The following is a 12,896-nucleotide window of genomic DNA, read 5'->3' on the forward strand; positions in this document are numbered from 1 at the left end:
GGCCGATACCTGGTCGGTGGCGATGAGGAATCCGTCGTGCCCATGGGGGGAGTCGATCACCCGGGCCCGACCCGGAACGGGTAGGTGACGGGCGATCTCGTCCTGCTGGGCGAGCGGATACAGGTGGTCGCTGGTCACGCCCGCGACGATGGTCCGCTCGGGCATACGGGCGAGCGCGGCCGCCACGCCGCCCCGGCCCCGCCCGACGTCGTGCCCGTTCATCGCTTCGGTGAGCAACACGTAACTGGCGGCGTCGAAACGACGGACGAGCTTGCCCGCGTGGTGGTCCAGGTAGGACTCCACCGCGTACCGACCCCCCTCGTACGGGTTCTCCTCATCCTGAAAGGCGCGGCCGAAACGCGTCTCGATCTCGTCCGCGCCCCGGTAGGTGATGTGTGCGATCCGGCGGGCCACCCCGAGACCTTCCACGGGGAAACGCTCGGTGCCGTGGTAGTCACCGTCGACCCAGTCGGGATCGGCGCGGATCGCGTGCAGTTGCGGGGAGGCCCAGGCGATCTGCCAGGCGCTGGTGGCCGCCGGACAGGCCAGGATGAGGGCACGACGCACACGTTCGGGGTGGGTGATCGCCCACTCCAGAGCACGCATACCCCCCATGGAACCGCCGATGACCGCCGCCCAGGCGTCGATGCCCAGTGCCGCGGCCAGGTGTTCCTCGGCCCGAACGGTGTCGCGCAGGGTGATGCGGGGGAAGCGACTCCCCCACGGTCGGCCGTCGGGGGCCGGGGAGGAGGGCCCCGTGCTGCCCTGACAGCCGCCCAGGACGTTGGGGGCGACCACGAAGTAGTGGTCGGTGTCCAGGGCCAGTCCTGGGCCGACCACCCCTTCCCACCAGCCGGGGCTGGGCTGCCCGGGACCGGCGGGCCCCACCACGTGGGCGTCGCCGGTCAGGGCGTGCAGCACCAGGACGGCGTTGGTACCCTCCGGGTTCGGTCGACCCCAGGTCTGGTAGGCCAGACGCACCCCGGGCAGGGTCTGGCCCGACTCCAATCCCAGGGGTTCTTCCAAATGGAACCAGCGGCGCTCGGCCACCGGGTCGCCCTCCCGCCAGCCACCGGGGTGGGGGCGGGAGGCGAAAGCGCCGGACTGCTGGGTCACTGGTGGGCCTTGGCCGCTTGGAAGCCGAGCTCGAGGTCGGCACGGAGGTCGTCGATGTGTTCCAGACCGACGGAGAGACGGACCAGACCGGGGGTGGCCCCGGAGGCGGCCTGTGCTTCGGGCGTGAGCTGGCTGTGGGTGGTGCTGGCCGGATGCACGATGAGGCTGCGCACGTCACCGATGTTGACCAGCTGACTGAACAGCTCGGTGCCGTCGACGAAGGCGCGCCCGGCGTCCACGCCGCCGCGCAGTTCGAAGGAGAGCACGGCTCCGGCGCCCTTGGGCATGTACTTGCGGGCCTGCTCGTAGAAGGGGCTGGAGGGCAGGCTCGCGTAGTGGACGCGCTCGACCTCATCACGCGATTCCAGCCACTCGGCGAGCGCCTGGGTGTTGGCGACGTGGCGTTCCATGCGCAGGGACAAGGTCTCCACGCCCTGCAGGATGAGGAACGAGTTGAGCGGGGCGATGGCGGCGCCGGTGTCGCGCAGCACCTGGACACGGAGCTTGGCCGCGAAGGCACCGGGACCGAGGGCCTCCCAGTACTTCAGGCCGTGGTAGCTGGGGTCGGGCTCGACGAAACCGGGGAAACGGTCACCGTGGGCACCGAAGTCGAAGGTACCGGCGTCCACGACCACACCGGCGACCGTGGTGCCATGGCCACCGAGGAACTTAGTGGCCGAGTGCACGACGATGTCGGCGCCGTGCTCGATGGGACGCAGAAGGTAGGGCGTGGGGACGGTGTTGTCCACCATCAGCGGAACGCCGACCTCGTGGGCGGTGTCGGCGACCGCGCGCACGTCCAGGACGTTACCGCCGGGGTTGGCCAGGGTCTCGGCGAAGTACAGCTTGGTCTCGGGACGGGTGGCCGCCCGCCAGGCCTCGGGGTCGTTCTGGTCCTCGACGAAGGAGACCTCGACGCCGAGCTTGGGCAGCGTGTGCTGGAAGAGGTTGTGGGTCCCGCCGTAGAGCAAGGGGCTGGAGACCACGTGGTCGCCGGCGCTGACGAGGTTGAGGATCGCGGCGGTGATGCCGGCCGAACCCGAGGCGAAGGCGACCGCGGCGACACCGCCCTCCAGGGCGGCCAGACGCTGCTCGAGCACGTCCTGGGTCGGGTTCATGATACGGGTGTAGATGTTGCCGGGCTCGGCCAGGCTGAACAGGTCGGCGCCGTGCTGGGTGTCCCGGAAGACGTACGAGGTCGTCTGGTAGATCGGGGTGGCCCGCGCGTTGGTGGCGGGGTCGGGCTGGGCTCCGGAGTGGATCTGCTGGGTCTCGAAGGACCAGGACTGCTTGTCGGCGTCGGCGCTCAAAGAGGACTCCTGCACGTAAAATCAGACCAAAAGAGTAGGGAATTAGGGCGAGCCTAGCATCGTGACCGGTCAGAAGACCACTTACCACGGAAACCCGCACCGAAACTCCCCCGGCCACACGCGTGTCCCATGTGTGGATCGCCGAAATGGCGGGGAGTGTGGGAAACACGGGCCGCGGAGCGCCCCGCACGGCCGATCACCGCCGCCCGACACACGCCCACTCACGCGGGGGTCGTTCATGCCCCACGCCGACCTGTCACCACACGTACGGGGGATGAGATGACACACGACCATCCCGAAGGCCCGGGCGGCGAACCCGGCTCCTTCGACGAATTCCTGGCTCGCTTCCTCGGTGCCCGCGGGCCCGTGCGCCGCGTCGACCTGTCCAAACTGATGAGCCCCGAAGCGCGACAGGTCGCCGACGCCGCCGTCCAACGGGCGTTGGAGGGCGGCGGTGCCGACGTGGACTCGATCCACCTGCTTTGGGCGCTACTGCGCTACTCGCCCACCCGAGCACTCCTGGAACGCACCGGTGCCGAAGCCAAGCCGGTGGAGGAGGTCATCGACCAGGCGGTCGCCCAGGCACCACGCTCGGTGCGCGGTTCGGTGCGACTGACCCCGTCGGCCAAACGCGCCCTTCTCGACGCGCTCCACATCGCCCGGGCCACCAGTAGCGCTGCCATCACGCCCGAACACATCCTGTTCGCGTTGGCGGTCAACCTCGACCACCCGGTCGGCCAACTACTGCGCGACCGGGGTATCACCCCCGATGCGTTGCAAAAGGCCGCCGGGCCCGCCCCCACGGGGGAGCAAAAGGGCGAGAGCGCCCCCTCCTCCACGCCCACACTGGACGAGTTCGGCACCGACATGACCGAACTCGCCCGGGAAGGGCGCTTGGACCCGGTGGTCGGCCGCGACGACGAGGTCGAACAGTGCATCGAGGTGCTGGCCCGGCGGCGCAAGAACAACCCGGTACTCATCGGTGACCCCGGGGTGGGCAAGACCGCGATCGTGGAGGGCATCGCCCAACGCATCTTCGACGACGACGTGCCCGAGACCCTGCGCGGGCGGCGTCTGGTCCAACTGGACGTCTCCGGCATCGTGGCGGGCACCCGCTACCGAGGTGACTTCGAGGAACGGCTCAACGGCATCGTCGAGGAGATCCGCGCGCACTCGGAGGAACTGCTCATCTTCATCGACGAAATCCACACCATCGTCGGAGCGGGCGCCGGGGAGGGATCGACCAGCGCCGGCAACATCCTCAAACCGGCGCTGGCCCGCGGTGAACTGCACATCATCGGCGCCACCACGGTGGACGAGTACCGCAAGAACATCGAGAAGGACGCCGCGCTGGAGCGCCGCTTCCAGCCCATCCAGGTACCCGAGCCGTCGGTGGAGGACACCGTCGACATCCTGCGCGGGCTGCGCGACCGTTACGAGGCCCACCACCAGGTGCGCTTCGGCGACGAGAGCCTGGTGGCCGCCGCCGAGCTGTCCGACCGCTACGTCACCGACAGGTTCCTGCCCGACAAGGCGATCGACCTGGTGGACCAGGCCGGGGCACGGGTGCGACTGCGGTTGAAGACCTCCAGTTCGGCACTGCGGGAGATGGAGGAGCGGATCAAGGAACTGGAGGAGGGCAAGGAGCGCGCCGTCCAAGAGGAGGACTACGAAGAGGCTTCTCGACTGCGCGACGAGATCAACTCCGCCAGAAGCAACATGCACCAGGCGCGCGGGACCGGTTCGGCCGTCCCCGAGGTGGGCCCGACCGACATCGCCGAGGTGGTCTCACGCAACACCGGCATCCCGGTGACCCAGCTGACCCAGGAGGAACGGGACCGGTTGGTCAACCTGGAGGAGGTCCTGCACGACCGGGTGATCGGCCAGGACGAGGCGGTCACCGCGGTCTCGGAGGCCATCCGACGCAACCGTGCGGGGCTGGGCGACCCGGACCGCCCGGTGGGCAGTTTCCTGTTCCTGGGCCCGACCGGCGTGGGCAAGACCGAACTGGCCCGCGCGCTGGCCGAGGCGCTGTTCGGTTCGGAGGAGTCCATGGTCCGGATCGACATGAGCGAGTTCCAGGAGCGGCACACCGCCAGCCGACTGACCGGGGCGCCACCCGGGTTCGTGGGGTACGAGGAGGCCGGCCAGCTCACCGAGGCCGTGCGTCGACACCCGTATTCGGTGCTGCTGCTGGACGAGGTGGAAAAGGCCCACCCGGACGTGTTCAACCTGCTGCTGCAACTGTTGGACGACGGCCGGTTGACCGACGGCCAGGGCCGGACGGTGGACTTTCGCAACACCGTGGTGATCATGACGAGCAACCTCGGTTCGGAGGTGATCACCGGGGGCGGCCCGATGGGGTTCACCACCGATGGCCAGATGGACCCCGACACCGAGCGTCGGGTGATACGGCGGCTCAAGGAGGAGTTCCGTCCGGAGTTCATCAACCGGATCGACGAGGTCATCGTCTTCCAGCAGTTGGGCGAGGAGCAACTGGGACAGATCACCCGCCTGATGCTGAAACGGACCGAGGAACGACTCCAGGACCAGGACATCTCCGTGCGCTTCACCGACGAAGCGGTGGGTTGGCTGTCCCAGCGTGGTCACCAGCCCGAGTTCGGCGCGCGTCCGCTGGCCCGGACGATTCAGCGCAACGTGGGCAACCGACTCTCCAGGATGCTGCTGGACCGGCAGGTCGTGGCCGGTGATCGGGTCGTGGTGGACGTGGACGAGGCCGATGAGTTGACCATCGCCACCGATTAGCGGCGCCGGTTCCGGCCCACGGGCAGGGAACGGGCCCCGGAGGAGACGGATCCAACGACTCCTCCGGGGCCCGACCGGGTGCGCCCCACGCACCGCGTGTGGCCGGGAGGCCGCCTCAGCCGGACAGACCGCTGGTCCGGATCCGATCGCGGATCCACTCCCCCGCGGGCTTGAGGGCCTGGGTTCCACTCCAGGGCCCGTCCGCCTCACAGGTACCCGGTTCGAAGGCCGCCCCGGAGCGGAAGTCGTCCGAGTAGTTCCAGTTCACCCAGCTGATCCGTTCCCTGTCCATGAGGTCGAGGTAGCGCTGGGCGGAAGCGAAGTCGTTGGGCCCATCGCCGGTGTACTCCTGGGTACCGAACTCGGTGACGAACAAGGGCAACTCCTGGACCGCCCGCTCGAAGACGTCGTAGTGCCCACCCGCGTGGGAAGCGGCGTAGAAGTGGTAGACGTACATGATGTTGTCGGCCTCCACCGGGTTCTGGACGATCTCGGTGTGGTCCGAACCCTCGGACACGCCCAGCGATGACCAGGCCCGGCTACCGACCAGCACGAGGGCGTCGGGATCCTTCTCGCGGATCACCGGGATCATCTCCTCGGCGTACCCTTTGATGGACTCCCAGGACACACCATGGGGTTCATTGGCGATCTCATAGAGCAGGTTGTCCTTGTCGGCGTGCACCGAAGCGATCTCGGCGAAGAAGTCGCGCGCCATGTGGACGTTCTCGTTGGGGTCGCCTGGGGTGAGCGTGTGCCAGTCCACGATCACGTACATGCCACGGGCGGTGCCCTCCTCGATGAGTTCGTGCACCCGGTCGGTGAAGCCGCGCGGGTCGGTCTCGTATCCGCCCTCCTGCACGTACATGGCCACACGCATGACGTCGGCGTTCCAGTCGTGGGCCAAAGCGTCCAGGGAGGCGTCCGTGAGGCAGTGGTCGAACCATTGCAGGCCGTGGGTGCTCATGCCGGTGAGTTGGACCGGTGTGCCGTCCTGGTCGCAGAGCTTGAGACCGCACACCTGGAGCCGCCCGTGTTCGGCGATGGCGGTGGTCTCGGTGGCGTTCGCGACGGGTTCGGCGTGTTGGGCGTGACCATCGGTGAGCAGGGCGGTTCCGAGTAGGAGCGCTCCCACACCGGCCAGGGAAAGGGTGCGGTAGGGGTGTCTGGGGGTATCGCGGTGACGTGCCAAGGTGGTCCTCCGGCGGGGTGCGGACCGGCCGCGAGGCGGGCGCGATCCGGAAGGAGTGGTCCCCGCCGAAACTAGGCAGCGGTCGCCCGGAGGTCAAGGGGGGTGACCGAGGGTGAGGGCGTCGGTCCGAGCGGCCCCGTGGGGCCCACCGATCACGGTGCGCCCCACGATGGGAACCTCCTTCAGGCGGGCTCCGGTTCGGGTTCGGGACCCGGCGGGTCTGGCACCGGCCCGGGCGGTCCGGGTTCGGGCTCGGGCAGCGGATCCGGACTTGGTTCCGGCGGGACCGGGTCGGGCGGCATCGGCGCCGGTGGGAACGGATCCGGTGGCATGGGATCGGGCCGACGCAGCGTCTGCTCCGCGAGGTACACGCTCATCCGACTTCCTCCTCTCGTCCGACCGTCTCCTTCGGGTGGGTCGTGGTCGGTTACTGCCCGGTCGAGGTGAATTCGGCGTCAGGCGCGACTTCGACCAAGCCGTGGGTCCGACTCCGAGGACGGCCCCCGCCGCGCCCCAGGAGAAGGGCTCCACGCCCCACCGCGCCCCGGGCACCGGCTCGGATCGGCCGGAGCCACACCGGTGCCATCGCCACGTCCAGCCGGAGCCCACCGGGGCCCAGGACCCCTGTGGAGCGCGCTTGGAGACCCTCGCCCGTCGTGCGCGTGGTGCTGGAGCCGTGACATGTACCCCCATTTCCGTCGATTCGTGATGGGAGAGGGTTGTGAGGGCAGAGTTACCCGACACCTGGGGGACGAAACGGCGGCGACCACAGAGGAGGGCGCCGGAACGAGGATGTTTCAGGAAGCGATCGGCGTTGGCCACGGCCGCCACAAAAGTGGGACCGAGACCCACAAGATGTCTAAAAAATGTTGATATGTCGCTTTACTCGGGGGTAATGTGCCTCACGTGACAGATCCCACACTCCACGGCGGTGCCGCCGCGCACGCCGATGGCCGGCACTCACCACCTCCGCACCCATCGGTAGCGCGATGAGCGTCCCCGTCGAAGAGCTCGACGCCGCACCCCTGAGCCGCTCCCGACTCCTCTCCTTCGGCGTGGGTTCGGTGGGCACCGGCGTCTTCTCCGCCCTGCCCGGGCTCCTCCTGCTCTACTACCTCACCGACGTACTCGGTGTGGTCGCCTGGTTCGCCGGCCTGGTCCTGGTCCTGCCCAAGTTCTGGGACGTGATCATCAGCCCCGTGATCGGCACCGCCAGCGACCGCGAGGCGGTACGCACCGGAGGCCGCTCCCGCCTGATGCTCACCGGAGCCCTCCTCCTGCCCGTACTGTTCGCCGCGATGTTCAGCGCCCCCACCAGCACCCCCATCGCCTCCGCCCTATGGGTACTGCTCGCGTTCGTGCTGGCCACCACGGCCTTCTCCTTCTTCCAGGTCCCCTACATCGCCCTGCCCACCGAGATCTCCCCCCGACAGGACCAACGCGCCCGCGCCATGTCCTGGCGGGTGATCTGCCTGACCCTGGGCATCCTCGCCGCCGGTGGCCTGGCCCCCGCCGTCGTCGAACTCGGCGGCGGCGGACGCGCCGGACACACGCTCATGGGCGTCACCATCGGCGCGGTCCTGCTCCTGGCCATGGGCGCCGCCACCCTCGGCAATCGGTGGATTCCCAGCCGCCCCGGCCCCAACCCCCTCGGCGTGATCGCCGCCTTCCGCGCCGCCGCCGGCAACAAGGCGTTCTTCCTGCTGTCCGCCACCTTCTCCGTCCAATCCCTGGGCATCGCCGTCATGCTGGCCGGTGCCCCCTACATCGCCTCCTACCGACTCGACGACTACGGCCTCACGTCCGTGATGTTCGTGTGCCTGGTCGGACCGAGCCTGGTGGCGGTACCGGCCTGGGCCACGGCCGCGCGCCGCTTCGGGATCACCCGATGCTTCCTCATCGCCACGGTGGGCATGACCATCACCGCCGCCGTCTTCTTCCCCATCGTGAACAGCGAATCCGTACCGGCCATCCTGGGCGTGGCCGGTCTGGTCGGGATCTTCTACACCGCGCTGCAACTCCTACCGCTGTCCCTGATGCCCGAGACCGTACGCGACGACGTCCAACGCAGCGGCCAGGCCCAACCCGCCACGTTCACCGGCCTGTGGTCGTCGGCGGAGACCACCGCGATGGCGCTGGGACCCGGCGCGTTCTCCCTGGTACTGACGCTGTCGGCGTTCCAATCCTCGGACGTGCAGACCACCGTGGCCCAACCGGCCGGCGCCCTGCTCGGAATGTCCGCCGGGTTCACCCTGCTCCCCGCCGCGCTGTTCCTGGGGAGCCTGCCGCTGTTGCTGGCCTTCCGACGCGTGCTCTACCGACAGGCCGCCGCCCAACGACCCCCCAGGGAGAGCGAACATGCCTGAGCCCCTACCGGAGGAAGGCCGCTCCACCGACGAACTGCTCGCCGAACTCTCCCGGTTGAGGGAGGGCGACCTTCCCGTCCGTGAGGGCAAGGTGGCCGCCTACGTGTACGACCCGGGTCGCCCCGAGGTCCGCGAGGCCGGACATCGCGCGTACATGGAGATGGTGGAGGTCAACGGGCTCGACCCGACCGCCTTCCCCAGCACCGTGGCCCTGGAACGCCGGGTGGTCGCCGCCGTGGCCTCGGCCCTGGGCGGAAACGAGTCGACCCCGGGAATCTTCACCAGCGGCGGCACCGAATCGATCATGTTGGCTGTCAAGGCCGCCCGCGACACCCGTCCCACCTCCGGGCGCGGACGGATAGTCCTCCCGATCACCGCCCACCCCGCCTTCCACAAGGCCGCCCACTACCTGGGGTTGGAGACCGTGAGCGTGCCGGTGGACCCGCGCACCCTGCGCGCCGACCCCACCGCCATGGCCCGGGCACTGGACCACGACACCGTCCTGGTGGTGGCCTCGGCCCCCTCCTACCCGCACGGGGTGATCGACCCGGTGCGGGAGATCGCCGCCCTGGCCGCCGAACACGGGGTGCCCTGCCACGTGGACGCGTGCGTGGGCGGCTGGGTCCTGCCGTGGTTGGACGGGGTTCCCCCCTTCGACCTGTCCGTGCCAGGTGTCACCTCGCTCTCCTGCGACCTGCACAAATACGGATACGCCCCCAAGGGCGCCTCGGTACTACTGTTCCGCGACGCCGAACTACGACGCGGCGCCTACTACGCGAGCGCCGACTGGCCCGGCTACACGGTCATCAACTCCACCGTGCAGAGCAGCAAGGGCGCCGGACCGCTCGCCGGAGCCTGGGCCACCCTGATGGCGTTGGGCGCCACCGGGTACCGGGAATTGGCCGCCGACGCGATGGCCGCCGCTCGACGCCTTCGTGAGGGAATCGAACGCGTCCCGGAGCTGCGGGTCCTGGGCGAGCCGGACGCGCCCCTGGTCGCGCTGGCCTCCGATGACCCGGAACTGGACGTGTTCGTGCTCGGCGACCGGGTGGCAGAACAAGGGTGGTTCCTGCAACCCCAACTGTCGTATGCGGGCATCCCACCAAACCTGCACCTGACCTTGACCGGGGTGTCCCTGGCAGGGGTGGACGCACTGTTGGAGGTACTGGCGGCCTCGGTCGAGGCATGTGTGGGAACGCGCCCACGGGTACCCGAAGGACTGACCGAAGTGATCGAAGGACTGGACCTGTCCTCCCTGGACGATGGCACCTTCGTGGAGCTGTTGGCGTCCGTGGGCGTCAAGCTCGGTGGGCCGGGAGGTTCTGGGATGGCGGTGGTCAACAGCGTGCTGGACGGACTGGCGCCCGCCACCCGCGAAGCGCTGCTGGTGCGCTTCCTGTCGGCCTTGAACTCGCCCCACGCCGGCTGACACCCGACACCGAGGTCGCGGGTCGGTGCGGCTCTTTTCCACCCCGGATGATCTTGTACCCGTGGTCACGGTGGACGCCCACCTTGACCACGGGTACAAGATTATCCGGAATGGTGCCCCTTCGCTCACACCGACACCAGGGCCGAGCGGTCCACTGGACCCGGCCCTGGCGAAAACCACCGGTGACGCTCAGCCTTCACGGCTCAGGAAGGACGAGCCTCAGGGCCCCGCCCATGGGCCGGCCCGAGCGATCGGAACCGGGCGGACACCCGTTGAGCCGCTCGATGAGGCCCGCTTAGGGTGTCGGCATGTCAGCCCCCCAAAAACCGGAGCCACCGGACTCACGACCACGAAGACCACCCCGCTCACGCCGGCTGGTCTTCGGCACGGGAGCCGGCCTGCTCGCCCTGATCGCGATCACCTGGATCGCGCAGTCGCCGGCACCGGAACTCCATGGCCCCGCCCCTCCCCCGACCAAACCCGGTGACCATCCCCCGATGCCGGTGTGCGCCAGTGCCGACGGCACGATTCTGCGCGCCGATGTGGACGGCGACGGCCACATGGACGAAATCCGCGACCCAGAACGTGAGGGCACGATCACCGTCGTCTCCGAAGAGGGGGACCCACCTTGGTGGATCGGCCTCGACCACGCCCTGGACCGGCAGGAGCTCGCGAGCCTGACGACTTCCGAGTTGGAGGCACGGGGCACTTTCGGGGACTTCGACGGCGACGGCCACGTCGACATGGCCTTGTTCCTCAGCGAACCGCACAGCGGAGATGACCCCGTGGACAACATGCCCGTCCACGAGGTGCGTTACGGACCGCTCGCTCGGGACTTGACGAGCGAGAGAGTCGGTCCCATTCGCATCGGTTGGGGCGGGTTCGTGTACGGGGTACGGGCCAGTGACCAGGATGGTGACGGCCGCGCCGAGCTCGAGGTGTTCCAAACCGCCGGAGACGGAGGGGTCGACCACTTCACCGGCCACCAGGACGACGGCGGGGTGAGCGTGGACAGAGAGGTGAGCGGCTTCCACGCCCTCTCGACTTGGCGAGAAACCGAACCGGGATGGAGTGACTTCGGCGTCTGCTCCGACGAGTAGTGCTTCGAGGTTCAGGCCACACCATCGGCCCCGGCCTGCTCAGATCAAGGACACGCACCAACGCCCGAGTGGCCTCCTCGGGTGCTTGGAGACCGCCTCCGCACCCCTCTGCCCTCTCCGAAGAACTCTGGGGTGAGGTGGTCACCGCCCTCAGGGCATGATGGCCCGGCATACGCACCTACCACGCCGGCCCGCCCCCGCGTGCGCGAAGAGCGAATTCGGACGATGCACGCCCTGCCGCATCCGGAAGGGACACTTCCTTCCCGCTTGGAGGACGGAACTGTTCGGAGCTTTCGACATTCGGACCCTCGGTGGCCGATACCGCCCGCCCACATCGCTTGCTCCAGACCTTCGCCGAGAGGGTGCTCTGGAGGGTGCAAGACCTCTGGGAACGAGGACGGCACGCTCCCAGAGGCCTGGCCTGTCCGAGGGGTGGCGGCCGCGACGCGCCCCCGTAGATCAGCATCGCGGCCACAGCCGGTCAGCGGTCCTCGAAGTCCTCCCGGTCAAGCCCCTTGGCCGCCATCTTGTCCTGGAGCTCGGCTTCCATCTCGCTGCGGGTGTCGGGACCCTTGGCGTCGTCGCTGTGGTCCTTCTTCACCACCTGGTCGGTGTCGGTGGTCTTGGGCCTGGACTCTTCCGGCACGCTCATACCGTCTCCTCCTCGGATGGGTTCCTCGTTCGAGCCCCTACCCGGACCTCACAGGAAACACACGGAGCACCAATCTCAGGATTTCTCTTGCTCCGATCATCCTTGGAAGAGGAACACCACCCTTTACGAGGTGGGCGTCTCCCCTTCACCCCAGGCGGCCCGGGGACCTCACTCAAGCGGGTGGCCGTTCAGCTGGGAGTGCCAGCAGCCTCGGAGACGTCCACCAGCAGCTGCGCGAGGAACCGCATCGGCCCCGAGCACTCTGCGCAGCGATGCCGACCGAACCCCTCTGGCGCCAGAGGAACACCGCCGATGCGCGTCACCGACGCGTCGGCGTCGACCGGACCGGCATACGCCATCAGGGTCGTGGCCATGGTCGAGAAGCTTAGAGCAGCCCTACGACCCTCCATCACACGGGCCCGCCAGGCCCATCCCCGCGTGCGCGGGGAGCAGCTTCTACCAGTGCGTTGACCGCTGAGACCCCTGGGTCCATCCCCGCATGCGCGGGGAGCAGGGAAGGAACAGATAAAACGAAATGCTGTACTCAGGTCCATCCCCGCGTGTGCGGGGAGCAGCCTCGCTGACCTGCGACTCTATCCCGTCAGATAGCCCGAATCTGCAACTTGTTGAAAATTAGACACCAGGCCACCTTCCCGACAAAAAGGATAAACACGTCACCCGGAGGAACAACCTCTGGGCTCAACGAGCAACTCCAAAAAACACCTTGACCGCCTTCAACGATATCGGTTGAGACAACGACCAGAGTGGATGCACCCCGCCCCGGTTGTGGGTGGAGCGACCCATGACTACAACAGGCCCATGACCAAGCAATGAGCCACGGCCCCGATCAAGGCGGCCAGGGTGTAACCGCACAGATGCCAACCCGCGCGCGAGCGGCGGGGTTTGCGGTGGCTGTGCGGACGTCGAGGGCGACGCGGTAGCGGTGGGCGAGGCGGCCGGGGCGGAGG

10 protein-coding genes are annotated in these 12,896 nt (G+C 68.5%); 4 read left to right on the forward strand and 6 right to left on the reverse strand.

Features of this window, described 5'->3' with window-relative positions; genetic code table 11:
- Positions 1-1,116 (reverse strand): homoserine O-acetyltransferase MetX (metX, locus tag D472_RS25240; RefSeq protein ID WP_017604368.1); only part of this gene is annotated, 1,116 nt, incomplete at its 3' end.
- Positions 1,113-2,426 carry a bifunctional o-acetylhomoserine/o-acetylserine sulfhydrylase gene (locus tag D472_RS0110130; protein ID WP_017604369.1) on the reverse strand — a complete coding sequence of 438 codons (1,314 nt, stop codon included), beginning with the start codon at positions 2,424-2,426 and terminating at the stop codon, positions 1,113-1,115. The genes D472_RS0110130 and metX, both read right to left, overlap by 4 nt.
- Before the next feature lie 279 nt (positions 2,427-2,705).
- On the opposite strand from D472_RS0110130, the gene D472_RS0110135 reads away from it, so the two are divergent.
- Positions 2,706-5,192, forward strand: coding sequence for an ATP-dependent Clp protease ATP-binding subunit (locus tag D472_RS0110135; RefSeq protein WP_017604370.1), 2,487 nt, complete (start codon positions 2,706-2,708; stop codon positions 5,190-5,192).
- A 115-nt stretch (positions 5,193-5,307) separates the two neighbouring features.
- On the opposite strand, the gene D472_RS0110140 is transcribed toward D472_RS0110135, so the two are convergent.
- A complete protein-coding gene (locus D472_RS0110140) occupies positions 5,308-6,381 on the reverse strand; it encodes a glycoside hydrolase family 5 protein (protein WP_017604371.1) in 1,074 nt (357 codons plus the stop codon).
- 182 nt (positions 6,382-6,563) lie between these two features.
- On the reverse strand, positions 6,564-6,758 hold the full coding sequence (locus D472_RS0110145) for a hypothetical protein (protein WP_017604372.1): 195 nt from the start codon (positions 6,756-6,758) through the stop codon (positions 6,564-6,566).
- 612 nt (positions 6,759-7,370) lie between these two features.
- Between D472_RS0110145 and D472_RS0110150 the strand changes: the two genes are divergently transcribed.
- From D472_RS0110150 to D472_RS25245, 3 genes are all read left to right on the forward strand, one after another.
- Positions 7,371-8,747: an MFS transporter gene (locus tag D472_RS0110150; protein WP_017604373.1), complete on the forward strand. Its 1,377-nt coding sequence runs from the start codon at positions 7,371-7,373 to the stop codon at positions 8,745-8,747.
- Positions 8,740-10,176: a pyridoxal phosphate-dependent decarboxylase family protein gene (locus D472_RS0110155; RefSeq protein ID WP_017604374.1), complete on the forward strand. Its 1,437-nt coding sequence runs from the start codon at positions 8,740-8,742 to the stop codon at positions 10,174-10,176. The genes D472_RS0110150 and D472_RS0110155 overlap by 8 nt, the downstream gene beginning before the upstream one ends.
- Positions 10,177-10,484: 308 nt before the next feature.
- The gene (locus D472_RS25245; RefSeq protein ID WP_017604375.1) at positions 10,485-11,276 is read left to right on the forward strand and encodes a VCBS repeat-containing protein; all 792 of its coding nucleotides are present in this window, start codon (positions 10,485-10,487) and stop codon (positions 11,274-11,276) included.
- 481 nt (positions 11,277-11,757) lie between these two features.
- On the opposite strand, the gene D472_RS28620 is transcribed toward D472_RS25245, so the two are convergent.
- Both D472_RS28620 and D472_RS28625 read right to left on the reverse strand, forming a co-directional pair.
- The gene (locus tag D472_RS28620) at positions 11,758-11,928 is read right to left on the reverse strand and encodes a hypothetical protein (RefSeq protein WP_017604376.1); all 171 of its coding nucleotides are present in this window, start codon (positions 11,926-11,928) and stop codon (positions 11,758-11,760) included.
- 188 nt (positions 11,929-12,116) lie between these two features.
- On the reverse strand, positions 12,117-12,302 hold the full coding sequence (locus D472_RS28625; RefSeq protein WP_017604377.1) for a hypothetical protein: 186 nt from the start codon (positions 12,300-12,302) through the stop codon (positions 12,117-12,119).
- Positions 12,303-12,896 lie beyond the last annotated feature (594 nt).

The organism is Nocardiopsis alkaliphila YIM 80379 (assembly GCF_000341005.1).
GTDB classification, from domain to species: domain Bacteria; phylum Actinomycetota; class Actinomycetes; order Streptosporangiales; family Streptosporangiaceae; genus Nocardiopsis; species Nocardiopsis alkaliphila.